The sequence below is a fragment of the Streptomyces sp. NPDC050549 genome (assembly GCF_040655035.1).
Taxonomy (GTDB): domain Bacteria; phylum Actinomycetota; class Actinomycetes; order Streptomycetales; family Streptomycetaceae; genus Streptomyces.
In genome coordinates, this window is sequence record NZ_JBFAJD010000001.1 from 310,779 (window position 1) to 332,715 (window position 21,937).

Genomic DNA, 21,937 nt, shown 5'->3' on the forward strand with positions numbered 1-21,937 from the left:
ATCAGCCGACCGCCACAGCCCCCAGGAGAGAGACAGTGAACAACTTCCCCGGCAACGGCCTGCACGACCACGCACGCGCCGAATACACGGCTCCCGCCGCCGAGTCCCGTTACGTGATCCCGCGTTTCGTGGAGCGCACCTCGCAGGGCGTCCGCGAGTACGACCCGTACGCGAAGCTCTTCGAAGAGCGCGTGATCTTCCTCGGTGTCCAGATCGACGACGCGTCCGCCAACGACGTCATGGCGCAGCTGCTGTGCCTGGAGTCGATGGACCCCGACCGTGACATCTCGATCTACATCAACAGCCCTGGCGGCTCCTTCACGGCGCTGACCGCGATCTACGACACGATGCAGTTCGTGAAGCCGGACGTCCAGACGGTCTGCATGGGCCAGGCCGCGTCCGCGGCCGCCGTCCTGCTGGCCGCCGGTACGCCGGGCAAGCGCATGGCGCTGCCGAACGCGCGCGTGCTGATCCACCAGCCCTACAGCGAGACGGGCCGGGGTCAGGTCTCCGACCTGGAGATCGCGGCCAACGAGATCCTCCGCATGCGTGCGCAGCTGGAGGACATGCTGGCCAAGCACTCGACCACGCCGCTCGAAAAGATCCGCGAGGACATCGAGCGCGACAAGATCCTCACGGCCGAGGACGCCCTGGCGTACGGCCTGATCGACCAGATCATCTCCACCCGGAAGATGAACAACGCCGACGTCCGCTGACCCGGACCCTGTATCGTCCACCACCCCTCGGCACGGTCCACGTGGAAGTGAACCGTGCCAAGGGGGGCCCGAACGGGGGGCCCGGCAAGGTACCGTCGGACATAAGGCAGCACCAGGAGCCGCTGGACCTAGGCGTCTCCCAGGCGAAGGGGAAGCACACCGTGGCACGCATCGGTGACGGCGGCGATCTGCTCAAGTGCTCGTTCTGCGGCAAGAGCCAGAAGCAGGTCAAGAAGCTCATCGCAGGGCCCGGTGTGTACATCTGCGACGAGTGCATCGACCTCTGCAACGAGATCATCGAGGAAGAACTCGCGGAGACGAGCGAGGTGCGCTGGGAGGAACTCCCCAAGCCCCGCGAGATCTACGAGTTCCTCGAGGGTTACGTCGTCGGCCAGGAGTCGGCGAAGAAGGCACTCTCGGTCGCGGTGTACAACCACTACAAGCGCGTCCAGGCCGGTGAGAACGGCGGCGGCCAGAGCCGCGAGGACGCCATCGAGTTGGCGAAGTCCAACATCCTCCTGCTCGGCCCCACGGGCTCGGGCAAGACCCTCCTCGCGCAGACCCTGGCCCGCATGCTGAACGTCCCGTTCGCGATCGCCGACGCGACCGCGCTCACGGAGGCGGGCTATGTCGGCGAGGACGTCGAGAACATCCTGCTCAAGCTGATCCAGGCGGCGGACTACGACGTCAAGAAGGCCGAGACCGGGATCATCTACATCGATGAGATCGACAAGGTCGCTCGCAAGAGCGAGAACCCCTCGATCACCCGTGACGTGTCCGGCGAGGGCGTCCAACAGGCCCTGTTGAAGATCCTGGAGGGGACGACGGCCTCGGTCCCGCCGCAGGGCGGCCGTAAACACCCCCACCAGGAGTTCATCCAGATCGACACGACGAACGTCCTGTTCATCGTGGGCGGTGCCTTCGCGGGCCTGGAGAAGCTCATCGAGTCCAGGGCCGGCGCCAAGGGCATCGGCTTCGGGGCGACGATCCGCTCCAAGCGGGAGCTGCAGTCCAAGGACCAGTTCGAGGACGTCATGCCCGAGGACCTGGTCAAGTTCGGCATGATCCCCGAGTTCATCGGGCGTCTCCCCGTCATCACCTCGGTCCACAACCTGGACCGCGAGGCCCTGCTCCAGATCCTCATCGAGCCGCGCAACGCGCTGGTGAAGCAGTACCAGCGCCTCTTCGAACTCGACGGTGTGGAGCTGGACTTCGAGCGCGAGGCCCTCGAAGCCATCGCCGACCAGGCCATCCTCCGCCAGACCGGCGCACGCGGCCTGCGCGCCATCATGGAGGAAGTCCTCCAGGGCGTCATGTACGAGGTCCCGTCCCGCAAGGACGTGGCCCGCGTGGTCATCACGGCGGACGTCGTCCTCTCGAACGTCAACCCGACCCTCATCCCGCGTGACGCGCGGGGCCGGGGGCCGGGCGAGCAGAAGACGGCGTAGCGACAAGTCCTTTCATTGCCGAGGGGGCCCCGGTCAGTCCAACTGACCGGGGCCCCCTCGCAGTTGGAGCCTCTTGAGCAGGGTCTACGCCATCAGGCCTTGACCCGGACGTCGTTGCGGAGCTTCGCGGCCATGGACGCCGTGCTCTCGATGGTTCCGCCGTTCCCGGCGGCGAGTTCGGCGATACCGAACGCGCTGACGACGGCGACCGTGCTGTGGTCGCCCCAGATGCACATCGGCAACTTGATGGTCTTCGCGGCACCGGCGGCGGTGCTCGACGTGTCGTTGTTGGCGATCTCGGCGACCTGGCACTTCATGATGCCGTTGGAGAAGCCCGCCGGAGTGACCTTCTCCGGGCTCCCGACCAGCTTGCCGCTGGTCTTGTCGCTGCTCTGGTCCTTCTCCGACTCCGTCTTGACCTTCGCGAACATCGCGTCCACGACGGCCTCCGGGTCGTCGATCGTGCCGTACACACCGTCGAAGGACAGCGTCTTCTGCGCCAGACCCGAGCCGTTCTCGTAACCGGCGCTGACCTCCACGGGGTCCTTCACGCCCCACTTCTGGAAGTCGGCCTTGTCGTCGTCGGTCATCGAGTTCGCGGAGCCGGCGTCGCTGTCCGACTTCTTGTACGTCCCGTTGATGACCGTCGCGGGCGCGGTCAGCTTGTGCGCGCCGTCGTCGGCCACACCGCCGCTGCTGCCGCTCCCGCCGCCGATCACGAAGTACACGCCGACCGCCACAGCGGCCACGACCGCCACCGCGCCGATGATCAGCCCCGTCCGCTTCTTCCCGCCACCGGGCGCCGGGGGCTGCGGAACGCCGTACGGCGGCTGGCCGTAAGGCGGTTGCTGACCATAGGGCTGCTGTCCGTACGGGTTCGGCTGGGGCGGGACGCCCTGCGGGGGCTGCTGCGGGTAGCCGTAACCGGGCTGGGCGGGCGGTGCCTGCTGGGGGTAGCCGTAGCCGGGCTGAGGGGCGCCCTGCGGCGCCTGCTGCGGAGGCGGGCCGTAGGGACCCGGCTGACCGTACGGCCCGGGCTGCTGCGGCTGCCCGTCGTACGGGCCCGGCTGGTTGTAGCTCATTCTGGGTTCCCCTCCAGATACTTATGTGATCCCGACATCCTCGCCCAGTCACAGGAACCGCATGGCATCGGGGGCCGCACCGTTACAGAACAAACGCGTTTCGGGACACCCCCGCGACACCCCTAAACTGGCCCCGTGACCGAGAACGCTCAGCAGCAGCCATCAGCGCCCGACTCCGAACTGCCGACCCAGTACGCGCCGGCCGACGTAGAGGGGCCGCTGTACGAGCGCTGGGTGGAGCGGGGTTACTTCGAGGCGGACGCGAAGAGTGAGAAGCCGCCGTACACGATCGTCATCCCGCCGCCGAACGTCACCGGCTCGCTCCACCTCGGGCATGCCTTCCAGCACACGCTGATGGACGCCCTGACCCGCCGTAAGCGGATGCAGGGTTTCGAGTCGCTGTGGCTGCCGGGCATGGACCACGCGGGGATCGCCACCCAGAACGTCGTCGAGCGCGAGCTCGGCAAGGAGGGCAAGTCCCGCCACGATCTGGGGCGTGAGGCGTTCGTCGAGCGCGTCTGGCAGTGGAAGGACGAGTACGGCGGCAAGATCCTCGGCCAGATGCGCCGCCTGGGCGACGGCGTCGACTGGACCCGCGAGCGGTTCACCATGGACGAGGGCCTCTCCCAGGCCGTCCAGACCATCTTCAAGCGGCTCTACGACGACGAGTTGATCTACCGCGCCGAGCGCATCATCAACTGGTGCCCGCGCTGTCTCACCGCGATCTCGGACATCGAGGTCGAGTACCAGGACGACGACGGCGAGCTCGTCTCCATGAAGTACGGCGAGGGGGACGACACCATCGTCGTCGCCACGACCCGCGCCGAGACGATGCTCGGCGACACCGCCGTCGCCGTCCACCCCGACGACGAGCGGTACAAGCACCTCGTCGGCCGGCACATCAAGCTGCCGCTCACCGACCGCACCATCCCGGTCGTCGCGGACACGCACGTCGACCCGGAGTTCGGCACCGGCGCCGTCAAGGTGACCCCGGCCCACGACCCGAACGACTTCGCCATCGGCCAGCGGCACGACCTGGAGTCGCTGACCGTCATGGACGAGCGCGGTGTCATCACCGTCCACGGCCCCTTCGAGGGCCTGGACCGTTTCGAGGCCCGTTCCGCGATCGTCGCCGCGCTGCGCGCCGAGGGCCGGATCGTCGCCGAGAAGCGGCCCTACGTCCACTCCGTCGGCCACTGCTCGCGCTGCAAGACGACCATCGAGCCGCGCCTGTCCATGCAGTGGTGGGTCAAGGTCGCCCCGCTCGCGAAGGCGGCCGGGGACGCGGTCCGTGACGGCCGCGTCAAGATCCACCCGCAGGAGATGGAGAAGCGCTACTTCGACTGGGTCGACAACCTCCACGACTGGTGCATCTCACGGCAGTTGTGGTGGGGACACCGCATCCCGGTCTGGTACGGCCCGGAGGGTGAGGTCGTCTGCGTCGGGCCGGACGACGAGGCCCCCACCGGCGAGGGCTGGACGCAGGACTCCGACGTCCTGGACACCTGGTTCTCCTCCGGCCTTTGGCCCTTCTCGACCCTGGGCTGGCCCGAACAGACCCCGGATCTCAAGAAGTTCTATCCGACCGACGTCCTGCTCACCGGCCACGACATCATCTTCTTCTGGGTCGCCCGGATGATGATGTTCGGCCTGTACGCGATGGACGGTGAAGTCCCCTTCAGGACCATCGCGTTGACGGGCCTGGTCCGCGACCAGTTCGGCAAGAAGATGTCCAAGTCCTCGGGCACGGCCGTGGATCCGCTGGACTGGATGAACGCGTACGGCTCCGACGCCGTCCGCTTCACCCTGGCCCGCGGCGCCAACCCCGGTACGGACGTCCCGATCGGCGAGGACTGGGTCCAGGCGTCCCGGAACTTCGCCAACAAGATCTGGAACGCGACCCGCTTCGCGCTGATGAACGGCGCGACGATCGAGGGCGAACTCCCGCCCGCCGAGAGGCTCTCGGCGACGGACCGCTGGATCCTCTCCCGGCTCAACAAGACGGTGTCCCAAGTCGACGCGCTCTACGACGACTTCCAGTTCGCCAAGCTCTCCGACGCGCTCTACCACTTCGCGTGGGACGAAGTCTTCGACTGGTACGTCGAGTTGTCGAAGACCACGTTCCAGGCGGGCGGCGAGCCCGCGAAGGTCTCCGGCCGCGTCCTGGGTGAAGTCCTCGACGTCACCCTGAAGTTGCTGCACCCGATCGTCCCGTTCGTCACGGAGACCCTCTGGACGACCCTCACGGGCGGCGAGTCGATCGTCGTCGCGGACTGGCCGAAGGACAGTGGCTTCCGCGACGAGGCGGCCGAGCGCGAGATCGAGACCCTTCAGCAGGTCATCACCGAGGTCCGCCGTTTCCGCGCCGACCAGGGCCTTCAGCCCGGCCAGCGCGTCCCGGCCCGCCTCACCCTGACCGGTACGGCCCTCGCACCCCACGAGGCCGCCATCCGCCAGCTCCTCCGCCTCCAGCCGGAGGGCGACACCTTCGCGGCGACGGCGACCCTCCCGATCGGCGGTGCCACGGTCGCCCTCGACCTCTCCGGCACGATCGACGTCGCGGCGGAGCGCAAGCGCCTCGCGAAGGACCTGGCGGCGGCCGAGAAGGAGAAGGCCCAGGCGACGGCCAAGCTCGGCAACGAGGCGTTCCTGGCCAAGGCCCCGGACAACGTGGTCGACAAGATCCGGGGCCGCCTGTCCAAGGCCGACGAGGACATCGAGCGCATCAAGGCCCAGCTGGACGGCTTGCCGGAGGCGTAAGGGTCTGTAGTCGGGCAAGGGGCTCCGGTGCGTATTCAGCGCCGGGGCCCCGTCTCACCCAGGGGCGCGGGGCTGTATCGATATGCGGCTCCGCCGCGTGGGCGCGACCAGCCCCCACCGGGCCCGCAGACGAAAGACGACGCGACCTCCGTAGACTGGCCCTGTGACTGACAGCGACCCGTTCGACGAGATCATCGAGGCCGAGACAGACCGCGACCCCGACCTCGCGGTCATCGAGGCCGGCAGCCGAACCCTCCGCACCCAGGGCACCGGCGCGCCGCAGGCCGACGTCCCCGGGCGCCCCGAAGACCCCGAGCTGGACGCCGCCCTCCGCGAGGTGGAGGCGGAGCTCGCCACACGCTGGGGCGAGACGAAGCTGGAGCCGTCGGTCAGCCGTATCGCCGCGCTGATGGACGTCCTGGGGGACCCGCAGCGCTCGTACCCCTCGATCCACATCACGGGGACGAACGGCAAGACGTCCACGGCCCGCATGATCGAGGCCCTCCTCGGCGCCTTCGAACTCCGCACCGGCCGCTACACCTCCCCGCATGTCCAGTCGATCACCGAGCGCATCAGCCTCGACGGCGCCCCGATCTCCGCCGAGCGGTTCATCGAGACGTACAACGACATCAAGCCGTACATCGAGATGGTCGACGCCCAGCAGGAGTTCCGGCTGTCGTTCTTCGAGGTGCTGACGGGGATGGCGTACGCCGCCTTCGCGGACGCGCCCGTCGATGTGGCCGTCGTGGAGGTCGGGATGGGCGGCACCTGGGACGCCACCAACGTCATCGACGCGGACGTGGCCGTGGTCACCCCGATCGATCTCGACCACACCGACCGCCTCGGCGAGACGACCGGTGAGATCGCCACGGAGAAGGCCGGCATCGTCAAGCAGGACGCGACCGTGATCCTGGCGCAGCAGCCGGTGGACGCGGCGCAGGTGCTGCTGAAGAAGGCCGTCGAGGTGGACGCGACCGTGGCCCGGGAGGGTCTCGAATTCGGGGTCGTGTCCCGGAACGTCGCGGTCGGCGGACAGCTCATCAACCTGCGCGGCCTCGGCGGCGAGTACGAGGAGATCTACCTCCCCCTCCACGGGCCGTACCAGGCGCACAACGCAGCCGTCGCCCTCGCCGCCGTAGAGGCGTTCTTCGGTGTCGGGGCCCAGCGGCCAGATCCGCTCGCGATCGACACGGTCCGGAAGGCCTTCGCGTCCGTCACCTCGCCGGGACGGCTGGAGGTGGTGCGACGGTCGCCGACCGTTGTGCTGGACGCGGCGCACAACCCCGCGGGCGCCCGTGCGACCGCCGAAGCCGTCGCGGAGGCGTTCGACTTCAGCAGGCTGATCGGAGTGGTGGGGGCCAGCGGGGACAAGAACGTGCGCGGGCTGCTCGAAGCCTTCGAGCCGATGTTCGCCGAGGTCGTCGTCACGCAGAACTCCAGTCATCGCGCGATGGACGCGGACGAGCTGGCCGCGATCGCCGTCGAGGTGTTCGGCGACGAGCGGGTGCAGGTCGAGCCGCGGTTGCCGGACGCACTGGAGGCGGCGATCACGCTGGCCGAGGAGGACGGCGAGTTCGCGGGCGGCGGTGTGCTCGTCACCGGTTCCGTCATCACCGTCGGTGAGGCCCGACTGCTCCTCGGGAGGGGCTGACTTTCGTGCGTACGCTCTGTTCCTCGACGCTGCTCGGCGAGTTCTTCGTGATCGGTTTCGCCGGTCTGGTCGCCATGAAGGACCCGGATCTGACCACGTCCACGGTGTGGACGGTGTGCGGGATCGCGATGTTCCTGTCGGTCGCGCTGTGCGGCGTGGTGACCCGGCCGGCCGGCATCGTGCTCGGCTGGGCGCTGCAGATCGCGCTGATCGCGGCGGGCTTCGTGGTGCCGTCGATGTTCTTCCTGGGGGCGATCTTCGCGGCCCTGTGGTGGGCGTCGGTGCACTACGGCCGGAAGATCGACGAGGCGAAGGCGCGGTTCGCGGCGCAGGCCGCGCAGGCCGAATCCGCTCCCGGGGCGGCGTGACTCCACTACACCTGACGCTGCGTAATGGACGCATGGACACGCCCTGTAGCCTCGGCCTTGTCGTGAGACGACCGTGACACGACCATGAGCCGACCCGCACCATCATGATCAGAAGGAGTCCCGTCGTGACCCAGCGCACCCTCGTCCTGCTCAAGCCCGACGCCGTTCGTCGTGGCCTGACCGGCGAGATCATCAGCCGTATCGAGCGCAAGGCCGGCTGGCAGATCACCGCGCTGGAGCTGCGCACCCTGGACCGGGACACGCTGGAGCAGCACTACGGCGAGCACAAGGGCAAGCCCTTCTACGAGCCGCTGGTGGAGTTCATGGCCTCCGGTCCGGTCGTGGCCCTGATCGTCGAGGGCGAGCGGGTCGTCGAGGGGGTGCGCGCGCTGGCCGGTCCGACCGACCCGATCGCCGCCGCGCCGGGCTCGATCCGCGGGGACTTCGGTGTCATCGTGCGGGAGAACCTGATCCACGCCTCGGACTCGGCGGAGTCCGCCGAACGCGAGGTGAAGATCTTCTTCCCGGGGCGTTCCTGAACCTCCATCAGTAACCCACATGCCTGACCAGGGGCGGCCGCGTTTTTCCGGCCGTCTCTTGGCATATGCGTGCCGATCGGGGGAACGAGTGCCCCCGTTGGGCCGTCTCCACAAGCGAGGCGGCGCCTCACATGCTGACAATGGCGAAGACCCTCGCGCAGTGTTCGTGCAGGCGCGTCTACGATGGAAGCCTTCACGTCACAGCACCCACTTCGCCGACCTGAAAAGCCCTCAAAGCTCCCAGGAAGGCCAGACGAATCCTGATGGGGAACTCAATGTCGTTCATCGGCCGTGACATGGCTGTCGACCTCGGGACCGCCAACACGCTGGTGTACGTCAGGGGTCGCGGGATCGTACTCAACGAGCCGTCCGTCGTCGCGATCAACACCAACACCGGTGGCATTCTCGCGGTCGGCTCCGAAGCCAAGAAGATGATCGGGCGCACGCCCGGCAACATCGTTGCCGTACGTCCGCTGAAGGACGGTGTCATCGCCGACTTCGAGATCACCGAGCGCATGCTCCGCTACTTCATCCTGAAGATCCACAAGCGGCGCTATCTGGCCCGCCCCCGTGTCGTCGTCTGTGTGCCCTCGGGCATCACGGGCGTCGAGCGCCGTGCCGTCATCGAGGCGTCGTCCCAGGCCGGCGCCCGCCAGGTGCACATCATCGAGGAGCCCATGGCCGCGGCCATCGGTTCCGGCCTGCCGGTCCACGAGGCCACGGGCAACATGGTGGTGGACATCGGCGGCGGCACCACGGAGGTCGCGGTCATCTCGCTCGGTGGCATCGTCACCGCCCAGTCCATCCGCGTCGCGGGCGACGAGTTGGACAACGCGATCATCCAGCACATCAAGAAGGAGTACTCGCTCCTTCTGGGTGAGCGGACGGCTGAGCAGATCAAGATCACGATCGGTTCCGCGTACGACCTCGACGACGACCAGCACACCGAAATCCGCGGCCGGGACCTGGTCTCCGGCCTGCCCAAGACCGTCGTCATCTCCGCCGGCGAAGTCCGCAAGGCGATCGAAGAGCCCGTCAACGCGATCGTCGACGCGGTGAAGACGACCCTCGACAAGTGCCCGCCGGAGCTGTCCGGGGACATCATGGACCGCGGAATCGTTCTGACCGGCGGTGGAGCCCTGCTGAAGGGTCTCGACGAGCGGCTGCGCCGGGAGACCGGTATGCCGATCCACATCGCGGAGGACCCGCTGGACAGCGTGGCGCTCGGCTCCGGCAAGTGCGTCGAGGAGTTCGAGGCGCTCCAGCAGGTTCTGGACGCCCAGCCGCGCAGATGACGTAACACTTCGATTCCGCCGTACGGGATGATCTCTTCTCGTGCGGCGGATCGTTGATACGGAGGCATAGGCTCCGTCATAGGCCTTCGTTCACATCTGACGGGCCCTCGTACACACCTGCATACCCGAACCTCTGCACATTTCTATGAGGAAGGCACGGCCGCCGCACGTGAGGGACACACGAGAGAGCCGGCTGCTCCTGGTGCTGCTGATCGCCGTCGCGTTCGCGTTGATCACGGTGGACATCCGGGGAGGGCAGGACTCCCCGGTCGAGGGTGCCCGCCGGGCCGCGGCCACCGTGTTCGGCCCGATCGAGAACGGCGTGTCGTCCGCCGTGAACCCGGTCGGCGACGCGATCTCGGCAGTCCGCGACTCCGGTGAGCGGCACGACCGGCTCGCACTCCTGGAGAAGGAGAACGCGGCCCTCAAGGCGAAGCTCGGCAGCGACGACCGCAACCGCAGCCGCCTGACCCAGCTGGACAAGATGCTGAAGGTGGCCGGCGAGGGCCAGTACGGCATCAAGGGCGCCCAGGTCATCGCGATAGGAGCCGCGCAGAGCTTCTCCTGGACGATCACCATCGACGTCGGCGCCAACGACGGCATCAAGCGCGACATGACCGTCCTCAACGGCGACGGACTGGTCGGCCGCGTCACGACCGTCGGCCCGGACGCCTCCACCGTCCTCCTCGCCAACGACCCCGACTTCACCGTCGGCACCCGCATGGAGGGCAGCGACGAACTCGGCTTCGCCTCCGGCGAGGGCGACGGCCCGCTGCGCGTCGAACTCCTCAACGGCAAGGCGGAGGTGCAGAAGGGCGACCGGCTGGTCACCTTCGGCTCGCAGTCCGACAAGCCGTTCGTGCCCGGTGTCCCGGTCGGTGTGGTCTCCCGCGTCGACCCCTCCGGCGGCGGCCTGACCCGCACGCTGTACGTCACGCCCTACGTCAACTTCACCAAGCTCGACATCGTCGGTGTGGTCGTGGAGGCCCCGAAGAAGGACCCGCGCGACACGGTCCTGCCCGCGAAGCCCAAGCCGACCCCGATCCCGACGGTGACCGTCACGGTCACCCCGTCCGCAAGCGCGCCGGCCGCCGGCCAGTAGTAGGAGCGAATCCCCATGCGTGTCAACCGGATCCTGCTCTCCGTGCCGCTGGTCGTCGTCGCCATGGTGATCCAGGTGAGCGTCCTCGCCCGCCTCCACCTCCCGGGCGCCGTCCCCGACCTGCTCCTTCTCACGGTCCTGGGCCTGGCCATGGTCTACGGCCATGTCACCGGCGCCCTCATCGGCTTCGGCGCCGGACTCCTCGCCGACCTCGCCCCGCCCGCCGACCACGCGGCCGGCCGCTACGCGCTCGTGCTCTGCGTCATCGGCTACCTCGCGGGCCTGGCGAAACCGGAGAACGGCCGCCTCAAGTCGGCCACCGGCCCGATGGCCGTCGTGGTCGCCGCCGCGATCGGCTCCACCCTCCTCTACGCCGGTGTCGGCGCCCTCGTCGGCGACACCGCCGCCCGCCATGTCGGCCTGCCCAGCCTGCTGTTCACGGCCGCCCTGTACGACCTGCTGCTCGCCCCGTTCGTCGTCCCCGGCGTCATGGCGCTGGCCCGCCGCGCCGACAACGACCCGCTCGCGGAGACCAACGCCGCCAAGTCGGCCGACATCTCATCGGGTTGGCTCGCCTCGGGCACCGGTCTCAGGATCGGCGGCCAGCGCGGTGGCCTGAAGCTGAAGACGGCTCGCGCGCGGGTGGCCCGGGCGGGACGTATCAAGGGGGTCAAGAGGCTTTGACCACCGGGGAGTTGGCGTACGGGCACACAGGTCCGTCGTATATGACTCATACACACATCGAGAGGGGGAGGCAGCACCAGTGACCAACATCCCGGAGACCGGACGGACTCCACGGGTCCAGATCAGGCTCGTCGTCATCCAGATCCTCGTCCTCTCCCTCCTCGGCACCCTCGGCGGGCGCCTCTGGTACCTGCAGATCCGTGAGGGCTCCGCCTACCAGAAGGAAGCGTCCGGCAACCATGTGCAGCAGGTCGTCGATCCCGCGGTGCGCGGCTCGATACTGGACGCGCGCGGTGTGCCCCTCGCGGACAACGAGACCCGGCTGGTGGTCTCCGCCTCCCGCACCGACCTGCTGAAGCAGGCCGACGACGGCAAGGCCGTCCTCACCAAGCTGGCCGGCGTGCTGGGTCTGAAGCCCGAGGACGTCATCCAGAAGGTCCGGCTGTGCGACGCGAAGACCCCGCAGCCGTGCTGGAACGGCTCGCCGTACCAGCCGATCCCGATCACCGACGAGGCCACCGCCAAGCAGGCCCTGCAGATCCGGGAGCGCTCCGAGGACTTCCCCGGCATCACCGCCGAGCCCGAGGCCGTCCGCCGTTACGCGGCCCCCGGTGACGCCAACGCGGCCCAGGTCCTCGGCTACCTCTCGCCGGTCACCGACGACGAGATCACCCAGGCCAAGGACTCCGACTCGCCGTATCTGCGCTCCGACCAGGTCGGCCGCTCCGGCCTGGAGCGCCAGTACGACAAGGAGCTGCGCGGCAAGGCGGGCGTCACCCGCTACGAGGTCGACAACCTCGGCCGCGTGATCGGCAAGGCCAAGTCCGATGCCCCGCAGCCCGGTTCGAACCTCGTCACCAGTATCGACGCCAGGGTGCAACGGGTCGCCGAGTACCAGCTCGACAAGGCGATGAAGACTGCCCGCCAGCAGTTCGACAAGATCACCGGCGAGAACTACAAGGCCGACTCCGGCGCCGTGGTCGTGATGGAGGCCAAGACCGGCCGGATCGTCGCGATGGCGTCCGCGCCGACGTACGACCCGAACGTCTGGGTCGGCGGCATCTCCGCCAAGGACTACAAGCAGCTCACCGGCAAGAACTCCGACTACCCGCTGCTCAACAGGGCCATACAGGGTCAGTCGGCGCCCGGTTCGACGTTCAAGGTGGTCTCCACGGCCGCCGCGGTCGAGGCCGGCTACGAGTGGGACGGCGGCTACCCCTGCACGAGTTCGTACTCGGTGGGCGGCCAGGTCTTCAAGAACTTCGAGGGCGAGAACTTCGGCCCGATCTCCCTGGGCCGCGCGCTCGAAGTCTCCTGCGACACCGTCTTCTACGGTCTCGCCGACGCCCAGTGGAAGAAGGACGGCGGCATCAACCCGAAGAAGGGCCAGCCGAAGGACTACTTCTACAAGGCGGCCCACCAGTTCGGCCTCGGCAAGACGACCGGCGTCGACCTCCCGAACGAGGTCACCGGCCGTGTCCCGGACCGCAAGTGGAAGCAGGAGACCTACGAGGCCAACAAGGCCTACTGGTGCAAGACCGGCAAGAAGGACGGCACCTACGTCCAGAAGATCGCCTACGAGAACTGCCTCGAAGGCAACAAGATGCGTGAGGGCGACTCGATCAACTACTCCATCGGCCAGGGCGACACCCTCGTCACCCCGATCCAGGAGGCCATGATCTACGGCGCCCTCGCCAACGGCGGCACCGAGTACGTCCCGACCATCGGCAAGGCGATCGTCAGCGCCGACGGCAAGACGGTCACGGAGATCAAGCCCAAGGTGAAGGCCAAGCTGCCGATCAGCGCGGCCACGCACAAGGGCATCGACAAGGCCCTCGCGGGCGTGGTCACCAGCGGTACCGCCGCCTGGAAGTTCCAGGGCTGGCCGCAGGACAAGATCGAGCTGCACGCCAAGACGGGTACGGCCGAGGTCTACGGCAAGCAGACCACCTCGTGGTTCGCGACCTACACCAAGGACTACACGGTCGTCATGACGATCGCCCAGGCCGGTACCGGTTCGGGCGCCTCCGGTGAGGCCGTGCGCAACATCTACAACGCGATGTACGGCGTCCAGGCCGACGGCTCCATCGACAAGAAGAAGGCGCTGCTGCCCAGCCCGCAGACGAGCCTCCCGAAGGTCCGCGCCGACGGCACGATCGCCTCCCCGAAGATCACCGCCGACCCGGCCAAGGAGCTGGAGAAGCAGCAGGAGAAGGCGACCCAGGGAGGGGTCACGGCCGCGGACGACACCCAGCCGCCCGCCACCTCGCCCACACCGAACCCCACCAACAGCAACACCCGCAGGCGCCCGCGCAGAAGGGGAAGCCGGAGGATGCTCACATGACCGGCAACAGCTTCTCCGTTTCCGGATACGGCCCCGAACGGGCCGGCTGGACGCGGGTCTTCGCCCGTGACTCGCTGGCCCGCCGCCTGGACTGGCCGATACTGCTGTCCGCGATCGGCCTCTCCCTGATCGGCTCGGTACTGGTCTTCTCGGCGACCCGCAACCGCACCGAGATCAACCAGGGCGACGAGTACTACTTCCTGATCCGGCACCTGATGAACACAGGCATCGGCATCGCCCTGATGATCGCCGTCGTCTGGGTCGGCCACCGCACCCTGCGCGTCATCGTCCCCTTCCTGTACGGCGCCTCGGTGTTCGGCATCCTGCTGGTGCTCACCCCGCTCGGCTCCACGGTCAACGGCGCGCACTCCTGGATCGTCCTCGGCGGCGGCTTCTCGCTCCAGCCCTCCGAGTTCGTGAAGATCACGATCATCCTGGGCATGGCGATGATCCTCGCCGCCCGGGTCGACGCGGGCGACAAGCCCTACCCCGACCACCGCACGGTCCTCCAGGCCCTGGGCCTGGCCTCAGTCCCGATGATGATCGTCATGCTGATGCCCGACCTCGGATCGGTCATGGTCATGGTCATCATCGTGCTCGGCGTGCTGCTGGCCTCCGGCGCCTCCAACCGCTGGATCTTCGGCCTGCTGGGCGCCGGCGCGATCGGCGCGGTCGCGGTGTGGCAGCTGCACATCCTGGACGAGTACCAGATCGCCCGCTTCGCCGCCTTCGCCAACCCGAGCCTCGACCCGGCAGGCGTCGGCTACAACACCAACCAGGCCCGCATCGCGATCGGCTCCGGCGGCCTCACCGGCGCGGGCCTCTTCCACGGTTCGCAGACCACGGGCCAGTTCGTCCCGGAGCAACAAACAGACTTCGTCTTCACGGTCGCGGGCGAGGAACTGGGCTTCGTCGGCGCGGGCCTGATCCTCGTCCTCCTGGGCGTGGTGCTGTGGCGCGCCTGCCGCATCGCCCGCGACTCGACCGAGCTCTACGGCACGATCGTCGCCGCCGGAGTCGTCGCCTGGTTCGCCTTCCAGTCCTTCGAGAACGTCGGCATGACCCTCGGCATCATGCCCGTCACCGGCCTGCCACTGCCCTTCGTGTCGTACGGCGGAACGTCGATGTTCGCGGTGTGGATCGCGGTGGGGCTGCTGCAGTCGATCCGGGTCCAGCGCCCCATGTCCGCATAGCCGTAACCTGCGGATTCGCGTGGGTTTCCCCTGGGTTCATTTGGGGCGCCCCCTGCCATCCCGGCTCTTCAGCAACTAGATTCGGTTCATGGCGGACACAAAGCGCGAGATCGAGCGTAAGTACGAGTCCGACGACAGCGGTCTGCCCGACCTGACCGGCGTCGCCGGTGTCCGGGCCGTCATCGACAAGGGCGTCGCGAACCTGGACGCCGTCTACTACGACACGGCCGACGAGCGCCTGGCCAATGCCTCGATGACCCTGCGCCGCCGCACCGGCGGTTCGGACGCGGGCTGGCACCTGAAGGTGCCGGTCGCGCCCGGAGTCCGCGACGAGATCCGTGAGCCGCTCTCCGACACCCTGCCGCGCACCCTCGCCGGCCTGGTCCGCTCCCGGGTCCGCGAGGCCGAGCTGCTGCCCCTGGTCCGGCTCCGCTCCGACCGGGACGTACGCCACCTCGTGGACGCGGACGGCGCGCTGCTCGCCGAGGTCAGCGTGGACGCCGTACACGCCGAACGCCTCACCGACGGCGGCGGCACCGCGCAGTGGACCGAGATCGAGGTCGAACTCGCCGACGACGGCGACCCGGTCTTCCTCGACAAGGTGGAGAAACGGTTGCGCAAGGCGGGCGTACGACCGTCGTCGTCCGTGTCGAAGCTGGCGCGGGCGCTGGCGGAGACCGCCCCGAAGAAGTCCGGGAAGCGCAAGGCGCCCCCGGCCCCCGAGGAACCCCGGACCGCCGGTGACCACGTCCTCGCCTACGTCCGCGCCCAGCGCGACGCGATCCTCGAACTCGACCCCGCCGTACGGCAGGACGCCTACGACTCGGTGCACCGCATGCGGGTCGCCACCCGCCGGCTGCGCAGCACCCTCCGCTCGTACGCCAAGGTCCTCGACCGCACGGTCACCGACCCGGTCGGCGAGGAACTGAAGTGGCTGGCGGGCGAGTTGGGCGTGGACCGGGACCGCGAGGTGATGACCGAACGCCTGACGACGGTCCTCGGCGAACTGCCCCGCACGCTCGTCTCCGGCCCGATCCGCACCCGCATGCGCACCTGGGCCAACGCCCGTCGGGGCGGCTCGCGCCGACGGCTCATCGGCGTCCTGGACTCCAAGCGGTATCTCGAGCTGCTCGACACCCTGGACGCGCTGGTGGCCGAGCCGCCCCTGCTGCCGGACGCCGCCGGCAGGCCGGAGAAGGTGATCGGCAAGGCCGTACGCAAGAACTTCGGGAAGGTCTCGGCGCTCGTCGAGGAGGCGATCGAGGCCCCGCCCGGCGCGGACCGCGACCTCGCGCTGCACGAGGCCCGCAAGAAGGCCAAGCGCACCCGGTACGCGGCGGAGGCGGCGAGCCCCGCGCTCGGCGCTCCGGCCCGTGAGCTGGCCAAGTCCATGAAGTCCCTGACCAGCCTGCTCGGCGAGCACCAGGACAGCGTCATGGTCCGGCTGACCCTGCGCGAGCTGTCCGCGGTGGCGCACGCGGCGGGGGAGAGCTCGTTCACTTACGGCGTGCTGTACGGGCGGGAGGAGCAGCGGGCGGCGGCCGTGGAAGCGGCGCTGCCGGGGGTGTGGGAGGAGATCGGGACCGGGGCGCCCCTCTGAGCCGTACGGGGGACCTCCGGGATCGCGTTAGTCTGGATGGTCACCCGTCCGTTCAGTACCGCTCACGAAGGTTCGCGAGATGCCTGCCGAAGTCGCTGCGGCCGCAGAGTCCGTGTTTCCGCAGCTCGAAGCCCTGCTCCCGCATGTGCAGAAGCCGATCCAGTACGTCGGAGGCGAGCTCAACTCCACGGTCAAGCCGTGGGAGTCGTGCGACGTCCGCTGGGCGCTGATGTACCCGGACGCCTACGAGGTCGGCCTGCCCAACCAGGGCGTCATGATCCTCTACGAGGTCCTGAACGAGCAGGAGGGCGTCCTCGCCGAGCGCACGTACAGCGTGTGGCCCGACCTGGAGGCGCTGATGCGGGAGCACAGCGTCCCGCAGTTCACGGTCGACAGCCACCGCCCGGTCGGCGCCTTCGACGTGTTCGGGCTCAGCTTCTCCACCGAACTCGGCTACACGAACATGCTGACGGCCCTGGACCTGGCGGGCATCCCGCTGGAGTCGAAGGACCGCACGCTGGACGACCCGATCGTGCTGGCGGGCGGCCACGCGGCCTTCAACCCCGAGCCGATCGCGGACTTCATCGACGCGGTGATCATCGGCGACGGCGAGCAGGCCGTCCTCGACATGACGAAGATCATCCGCAACTGGAAGACGGAGGGCCGCCCGGGCGGGCGCGAGGAGGTCCTCTTCCGGCTGGCCAAGACGGGTTCGGTCTACATCCCGGCGTTCTACGACGTCGAGTACCTGCCGGACGCCCGTATCGCGCGCGTGGTCCCCAACAAGTCGGGTGTCCCATGGCGCGTGTCGAAGCACACGGTCATGGACCTCGACGAATGGCCGTACCCCAAGCAGCCGCTGGTCCCGCTCGCCGAGACGGTCCATGAGCGCATGTCGGTGGAGATCTTCCGCGGCTGCACGCGCGGCTGCCGCTTCTGCCAGGCGGGCATGATCACCCGCCCGGTGCGGGAGCGGTCGATCACGGGCATCGGCGAGATGGTCGAGAAGGGCCTGAAGGCAACGGGCTTCGAGGAGGTCGGCCTGCTGTCGCTCTCCTCGGCCGACCACTCGGAGATCGGCGACATCGCGAAGGGCCTGGCGGACCGGTACACGGAGGACAAGATCGGCCTGTCCCTCCCGTCGACCCGCGTGGACGCCTTCAACGTCGACCTGGCGAACGAGCTGACGCGCAACGGCCGCCGCTCCGGCCTCACCTTCGCCCCCGAGGGCGGCTCGGAGCGCCTGCGCAAGGTCATCAACAAGATGGTGTCGGAGGACGACCTCATCCGCACCGTCTCGACGGCGTACGGCAACGGCTGGCGCCAGGTGAAGCTGTACTTCATGTGCGGCCTGCCGACCGAGACCGACGAGGACGTCCTCCAGATCGCCGACATGGCGATGAAGGTGATCGCCGAGGGCCGCAAGGTCTCCGGCCAGAACGACATCCGCTGCACGGTCTCGATCGGCGGCTTCGTCCCCAAGCCCCACACCCCGTTCCAGTGGGCCCCGCAGCTCTCGGCGGAGGAGACGGACGCCCGCCTCGCGAAGCTCCGGGACAAGATCCGCGGCGACAAGAAGTACGGCCGCTCGATCGGCTTCCGCTATCACGACGGCAAGCCGGGCATCGTCGAGGGCCTGCTGTCGAGGGGCGACCGGCGAGTGGGCGCGGTGATCCGCGCGGTCTACGAGGACGGCGGCCGCTTCGACGGCTGGCGCGAGCACTTCTCCTACGAGCGCTGGATGCGCTGCGCGGAGAAGACACTGCCCGCGTTCGGTGTCGACGTCGACTGGTACACCACCCGCGAGAAGACCTACGAGGAGGTCCTCCCCTGGGACCACCTGGACTCTGGCCTCGACAAGGACTGGCTCTGGGAGGACTGGCAGGACGCCCTCGACGAGACAGAGGTCGAGGACTGCCGGTGGACGCCGTGCTTCGACTGCGGGGTGTGTCCGCAGATGGACACGTCCATCCAGATCGGCCCCACGGGGAAGAAGCTGCTTCCTCTGTCCGTGGTCAACAAGTAGCGGAGTGGGCGGACCCCGCCGCCGACCGGTGAACGTCGGTGCCCTCGATGGTCAGGGTGTCGCGGGCGATGTCCGGCCCGGTCCGCACGGTCACCTGGACGGCGTGTTTCTCGCCCGCGCGCCCAAGACGCCCGGTGACCGTCACCTTGTGGCCTTTCACCTCGACCTGCAGGTCCGATCCGGCGGGTGCGGAGGCGTTCACGATGTGCTGTGGCCCTGCGGGCCACACGGTCACTGACGAAGTGAACTCTTCTCCGACCGTGACTTCGATGTGCGACGGAGTGAGGATCATGAAGCCTTTCGGGTGCCATGACCCGTTGCCTGGGGGTATCTGATTACCGGTCATGCTGCCAGCGTGCGCCGATCCCGCGGGTCGCAGGAGGTGACGGTCGGCCTGTGCAGTGGGCCGACTGCGGCAGTTTCGGGGGCCATTCGGTCCATATCAACCGCACATGTGCGGTTGATATGGCTCCGTTGGTTTGTGTTGGCAGATGGACATGTCCGTCCGGATCGGTCCCACGAGGAAGAAGCTGCTGCCGTTGACGGTGAAGCAGCCCGCGGGGCCGGGGGGCGGGGACGCGCACCGAGGTTCGCGCTGGGCCGGTGAGCGAAGGGGGTCCGATGGAGCGGAAGCCGGTCCGGCGGACCCCCGTTCGTAGGTCAGGGGACGATCGTCCCGCCGTTCACGGCGTCGGTGGCCGGTCGCCGGTTCATCTCCGCCCAGACGTTGCCGGTGTTCGTGCCGCAGTTCAGGATCGCCGGGTCGGGCCCGTTGGCGTCGAACGCGCAGGTGATCTCGTAGACCCGTCCTGTGGTGGTGAGGACGTCGAACTGTACGCCCGTGGACGTCGGGTGCTCGCTCACTGCGGTGCCGCACGGTTGACCCGCGGCGCCGCCCGCGGGGTATCCGGTGTGGTTGGTGAGGTCGGTCCACAGCATGGGGTTGGCCTCGCTGCCGGTGAGGTCGCGAATGCCTGCGTAGTAGCGCCCGTTGGTCAGTACGCTGCGGTACTCGACGTTGCCCTGGGGGTGGTAGGCGTCGATGTCCGAGCACGGTGCTGCCGCACCTGTGGCTCCGGTGGCTCCCGGGGTGCCGGGCAGACCCTGTGGTCCGGTCGCTCCCTGGGGGCCGGTCGGTCCCGTCGGTCCGGTGGCGCCCTTGTCGCCCTTCGGGCCGGTGGGGCCCGTCGGTCCCTTGCAGTCGCCCTTGCCGCCGGCTTCGCTCACCCGGGACTTGTGATGGTGGCCCGGCTTGCACCTGTCGCCGCCGTGGCCGGCTGTCGCAGTGGTCCGATCGGTCACGTTCCGCGCCGCGGCGGCGGCCGGACTGGCTACGCCGGCTGCCAGGACCAGCGCGAGCGAGACAACCGTGCCCGCCTTCCTGAATCCGTCCCGGGCCAGCGGCCCGAATGGCGATGTGCGAAATTCAGCACCCGTCCTCATTCCCACGCTCCTTGCTCGACTTGTTCGGGTGGTGTCCCGAATCCGAGTGCGAGTGTGGTGTGAGGGAGCTGGGGTGACCGGCGTGGCGGTGTGGAACGCGCCCATTTGTCATCGTATCGGACTAGTCGATGTGTTCTGGTGGGGCATTCTTTACCTGTGATCACCCGTCCGGGCTAAGCCGCCGCTGTTCGGGGGCTCTCGGGTGCGGTCCTCCGCGTGGATGGGTGGTCGGGGAGTGGGTGCGTGTCACTGTGGCGCGCGTGTTTCCGACGGGACGCCGGGGTCCGGGACGGGTGAGGCCGTGAAGCAGCAGACTCTCTGCCTGTGCATGATCGTCAAGAACGAGTCGCTCGTGATCGAGCGCTGCCTGGAGGCCGTCCGCCCTCTCATCGACTACTGGGTGATCTCCGACACCGGTTCCACGGACGGCACGCAGGAGCTGATCCGCAAGGTGCTGGACGGTGTTCCGGGCGAACTGCACGAGGAACCCTGGGTCGACTTCGGGCACAACCGCACCCGGAACATCCAGCTCGCCCGCGGCAGAGCCGACTACCTGCTCACACTCGACGCCGACCACGTCCTGCGGCAGGACGCCCCGCTGCCGCGGCTGACGGCGGGTTCCTACATGCTGCGCTACGACGGCCCCGGCACCCAGCACCGGTTCAAGCACCTGATGCGGGGCGACTGGCTGTGGCGCTACGAGGGTGTCACGCACGAGTACCCGTGCACCGACGAACCCGACACCCAGGAGAACCTGGGCGCCCTCGCCATCGAGGACCAGGCCGACGGCGGGTGCCGCGGCGACAAGTTCGAGCGGGACGCGCGTCTGCTCCGGCGCGAGCTGGAGCGCGACCCCGACAACCCGCGCACCGTCTTCTATCTGGCCAACACCGAACGTGACCTCGGGCACGCGGAGGAGGCGATCGCTCTCTACGAGCGTCGCGCCCGGATGGGCGGCTGGGGCGAGGAGGTCTACTGCTCGCTCCTGGAGGCCGGAGTCCTGCGCGCGGAGCGGACCGACGACTGGCCGGGCGCGTTGGACGCGTTCTCCCGGGCGTGGGACGGACGCCCTCAACGGCTGGAGGCCTGCTACGAGTTGGCGTCCCGCCTGCGCCTCGCCGGCCGCTACCGCACGGCGTTCGCCCTGCTCGGTGACGCGGTCGGCAGACCGGAACCCGACGACCTGCTGTTCACCAGACCCTGGGTGTACCGGTGGGGGCTCCTCTTCGAGTTCTCGATCACCGCCTACTGGGTGGGCGAGTTCGCGGCCTCCGTCGAGGCGTGCGACAGACTGCTGGCCCTGCCGGACCTGCCCGCCTCCGTACGCCAACAGACCCTGGCCAACCGGGAGTTCTCCGCCCCGCACCTCACCGCGGTGCCCCTGCGCAGGCCGAAGGTCTCCCGGGCGGGCAAGGCGGCCAGGGGGAGGAAGAAGTAGGCGCCCGTCACTTGTCCGCCCGGTAGAGCTTGATGTCCCTGTTCACGAACAGGTGGACGTAGCCGCACCGCCAGCAGATCAGGCCGGTGGCGTTCTCGTCGGCCCAGCCCAGCTTCATGAACTCCATGCCGGTGCTGTTGAGCAGAACGCCCCGCTCACGGAACAGATCCCCTTGGCAGACCTGGCAGCTGAGCCAGAGGCCGTCGCCCAGCGCCGCGCGTACCGGTTTCGCCATCGTGTGAACTCCC

At 68.6% G+C, this 21,937-nt stretch carries 18 protein-coding genes; 14 read left to right on the forward strand and 4 right to left on the reverse strand.

Annotated elements, in window-relative coordinates:
* Positions 1-35 precede the first annotated feature (35 nt).
* Positions 36-716 carry an ATP-dependent Clp protease proteolytic subunit gene (locus tag AB0I51_RS01410; protein WP_362970203.1) on the forward strand — a complete coding sequence of 227 codons (681 nt, stop codon included), beginning with the start codon at positions 36-38 and terminating at the stop codon, positions 714-716.
* A 161-nt stretch (positions 717-877) separates the two neighbouring features.
* Positions 878-2,164 (forward strand): ATP-dependent Clp protease ATP-binding subunit ClpX, encoded by a 1,287-nt coding sequence (gene clpX, locus AB0I51_RS01415; protein ID WP_019065572.1) that lies wholly within the window; start codon positions 878-880, stop codon positions 2,162-2,164.
* 92 nt (positions 2,165-2,256) lie between these two features.
* Here the strand turns inward: clpX and AB0I51_RS01420 are convergent, their stop codons facing one another.
* Positions 2,257-3,246 (reverse strand): hypothetical protein, encoded by a 990-nt coding sequence (locus AB0I51_RS01420; protein WP_362970205.1) that lies wholly within the window; start codon positions 3,244-3,246, stop codon positions 2,257-2,259.
* A gap of 135 nt (positions 3,247-3,381) precedes the next feature.
* On the opposite strand from AB0I51_RS01420, the gene AB0I51_RS01425 reads away from it, so the two are divergent.
* From AB0I51_RS01425 to AB0I51_RS01475, 11 genes are all read left to right on the forward strand, one after another.
* A complete protein-coding gene (locus AB0I51_RS01425; protein WP_362970206.1) occupies positions 3,382-6,006 on the forward strand; it encodes a valine--tRNA ligase in 2,625 nt (874 codons plus the stop codon).
* Between the two features lie 163 nt (positions 6,007-6,169).
* Positions 6,170-7,657: a folylpolyglutamate synthase/dihydrofolate synthase family protein gene (locus AB0I51_RS01430; protein ID WP_362970207.1), complete on the forward strand. Its 1,488-nt coding sequence runs from the start codon at positions 6,170-6,172 to the stop codon at positions 7,655-7,657.
* Positions 7,658-7,662: 5 nt separating this feature from the next.
* Positions 7,663-8,025 (forward strand): DUF4233 domain-containing protein, encoded by a 363-nt coding sequence (locus AB0I51_RS01435; RefSeq protein ID WP_362970209.1) that lies wholly within the window; start codon positions 7,663-7,665, stop codon positions 8,023-8,025.
* Between the two features lie 125 nt (positions 8,026-8,150).
* Positions 8,151-8,564, forward strand: a complete 414-nt coding sequence (gene ndk, locus AB0I51_RS01440) for a nucleoside-diphosphate kinase (RefSeq protein ID WP_362970211.1) — start codon at positions 8,151-8,153, stop codon at positions 8,562-8,564.
* A 275-nt stretch (positions 8,565-8,839) separates the two neighbouring features.
* Positions 8,840-9,859, forward strand: coding sequence for a rod shape-determining protein (locus tag AB0I51_RS01445; RefSeq protein ID WP_019065566.1), 1,020 nt, complete (start codon positions 8,840-8,842; stop codon positions 9,857-9,859).
* A gap of 169 nt (positions 9,860-10,028) precedes the next feature.
* On the forward strand, positions 10,029-10,961 hold the full coding sequence (mreC, locus tag AB0I51_RS01450) for a rod shape-determining protein MreC (protein ID WP_362970213.1): 933 nt from the start codon (positions 10,029-10,031) through the stop codon (positions 10,959-10,961).
* 15 nt (positions 10,962-10,976) lie between these two features.
* Complete coding sequence (gene mreD, locus AB0I51_RS01455) at positions 10,977-11,645, forward strand: rod shape-determining protein MreD (RefSeq protein ID WP_362970215.1); 669 nt, start codon at positions 10,977-10,979, stop codon at positions 11,643-11,645.
* A gap of 79 nt (positions 11,646-11,724) precedes the next feature.
* On the forward strand, positions 11,725-13,989 hold the full coding sequence (mrdA, locus tag AB0I51_RS01460; RefSeq protein WP_362970217.1) for a penicillin-binding protein 2: 2,265 nt from the start codon (positions 11,725-11,727) through the stop codon (positions 13,987-13,989).
* Positions 13,986-15,182 (forward strand): rod shape-determining protein RodA, encoded by a 1,197-nt coding sequence (rodA, locus tag AB0I51_RS01465; RefSeq protein WP_362970219.1) that lies wholly within the window; start codon positions 13,986-13,988, stop codon positions 15,180-15,182. Before mrdA ends, rodA begins: the two co-directional genes overlap by 4 nt.
* Before the next feature lie 88 nt (positions 15,183-15,270).
* The gene (locus AB0I51_RS01470; RefSeq protein WP_362970221.1) at positions 15,271-16,782 is read left to right on the forward strand and encodes a CYTH and CHAD domain-containing protein; all 1,512 of its coding nucleotides are present in this window, start codon (positions 15,271-15,273) and stop codon (positions 16,780-16,782) included.
* Positions 16,783-16,861: 79 nt separating this feature from the next.
* Entirely contained in the window at positions 16,862-18,808 is a 1,947-nt protein-coding gene (locus AB0I51_RS01475) for a TIGR03960 family B12-binding radical SAM protein (RefSeq protein ID WP_362970223.1), read from the forward strand.
* Here the strand turns inward: AB0I51_RS01475 and AB0I51_RS01480 are convergent.
* Positions 18,798-19,043, reverse strand: coding sequence for a hypothetical protein (locus AB0I51_RS01480; RefSeq protein WP_362970225.1), 246 nt, complete (start codon positions 19,041-19,043; stop codon positions 18,798-18,800). The genes AB0I51_RS01475 and AB0I51_RS01480 overlap by 11 nt on opposite strands.
* A 425-nt stretch (positions 19,044-19,468) precedes the next feature.
* Entirely contained in the window at positions 19,469-20,035 is a 567-nt protein-coding gene (locus AB0I51_RS01485) for a hypothetical protein (RefSeq protein WP_362970227.1), read from the reverse strand.
* 517 nt (positions 20,036-20,552) lie between these two features.
* Here AB0I51_RS01485 and AB0I51_RS01490 point away from each other — a divergent pair.
* Complete coding sequence (locus AB0I51_RS01490; RefSeq protein WP_362970229.1) at positions 20,553-21,689, forward strand: glycosyltransferase; 1,137 nt, start codon at positions 20,553-20,555, stop codon at positions 21,687-21,689.
* Positions 21,690-21,696: 7 nt separating this feature from the next.
* On the opposite strand, the gene AB0I51_RS01495 is transcribed toward AB0I51_RS01490, so the two are convergent.
* A complete protein-coding gene (locus tag AB0I51_RS01495; RefSeq protein ID WP_362970231.1) occupies positions 21,697-21,924 on the reverse strand; it encodes a hypothetical protein in 228 nt (75 codons plus the stop codon).
* Between the last annotated feature and the right edge of the window lie 13 nt (positions 21,925-21,937).

Bases quoted from the DNA above. Each gene is read 5' to 3' on its own strand.
- AB0I51_RS01420 (WP_362970205.1), bottom strand. From the start codon at position 3,246: ATGAGCTACAACCAGCCGGGCCCGTACGACGGGCAGCCGCAGCAGCCC.
- AB0I51_RS01445 (WP_019065566.1), top strand. From the start codon at position 8,840: ATGTCGTTCATCGGCCGTGACATGGCTGTCGACCTCGGGACCGCCAAC.
- mreD (WP_362970215.1), top strand. From the start codon at position 10,977: ATGCGTGTCAACCGGATCCTGCTCTCCGTGCCGCTGGTCGTCGTCGCC.
- rodA (WP_362970219.1), top strand. From the start codon at position 13,986: ATGACCGGCAACAGCTTCTCCGTTTCCGGATACGGCCCCGAACGGGCC.
- AB0I51_RS01470 (WP_362970221.1), top strand. From the start codon at position 15,271: ATGGCGGACACAAAGCGCGAGATCGAGCGTAAGTACGAGTCCGACGAC.
- AB0I51_RS01475 (WP_362970223.1), top strand. From the start codon at position 16,862: ATGCCTGCCGAAGTCGCTGCGGCCGCAGAGTCCGTGTTTCCGCAGCTC.
- AB0I51_RS01495 (WP_362970231.1), bottom strand. From the start codon at position 21,924: ATGGCGAAACCGGTACGCGCGGCGCTGGGCGACGGCCTCTGGCTCAGC.